At 43.9% G+C, this 629-nt stretch carries 1 other RNA gene; it reads left to right on the top strand.

The window, feature by feature from the left end:
- Positions 1–150: 150 nt before the first annotated feature.
- Positions 151–515, top strand: a transfer-messenger RNA (tmRNA) gene (ssrA, locus tag ABFX15_RS10035).
- Positions 516–629 lie beyond the last annotated feature (114 nt).

Below are 629 nucleotides of genomic sequence, written 5' to 3'. Positions count from 1 at the left end.
ATTTTAATATTAAAATTGAAGAGTTACCATCTCTAGAAAAAAAGTTTCCGCCAAAGTCTTGACACATACAAGAAAGCGAACGGACTTTCTTTTTACACCGGATTATGGTATACTATTAGCAGAGCACGAGAGACAGCTCTATATTGTAACGGGGTTGTTACGGATTCGACAGGCACAGATTGAGCTTGAGTTGCGTTTCGCAGGTGACGGCTGCGTACCAACGTCACAGTTAAATTAACTGCAAACAATAACAACAATTCTTACGCTTTAGCTGCGTAAAAACAGCTTAGCGTGATCCGACCGGCATCGCCCATGTGCTCGGCACCGGGTCCTATAATAAGTGGGATACGTCTATTCTTTCCGTCTGTAAGAATAGAAAGAGATTAACAGACTAGCGGCGCATGATGCCTGTTTTACGGCTAATGCTTAGCGAAATCCAAGTAGTAAAACTATGAACGTAGATACTTGAGTGCCAATGTGCCTGGACAGGGGTTCGACTCCCCTCAACTCCATCGATTTCAAGACTAGAAATGCTGGTTTTTCAGTATTTCTAGTCTTTTTGTGCGCCCGGCATGGGCGACAACTTGGTGGTGAAAGTCCACTACAGACTTGGCAGTAGGAACTGTTAG

The sequence above is a fragment of the Alkalibacterium indicireducens genome (genome assembly GCF_039522005.1).
Taxonomy (GTDB): Bacteria; Bacillota; Bacilli; order Lactobacillales; family Carnobacteriaceae_A; genus Alkalibacterium; species Alkalibacterium indicireducens.
The sequence above is the reverse complement of the archived record's forward strand: the minus strand, read 5'-3'. Positions and strand labels throughout refer to the sequence as shown.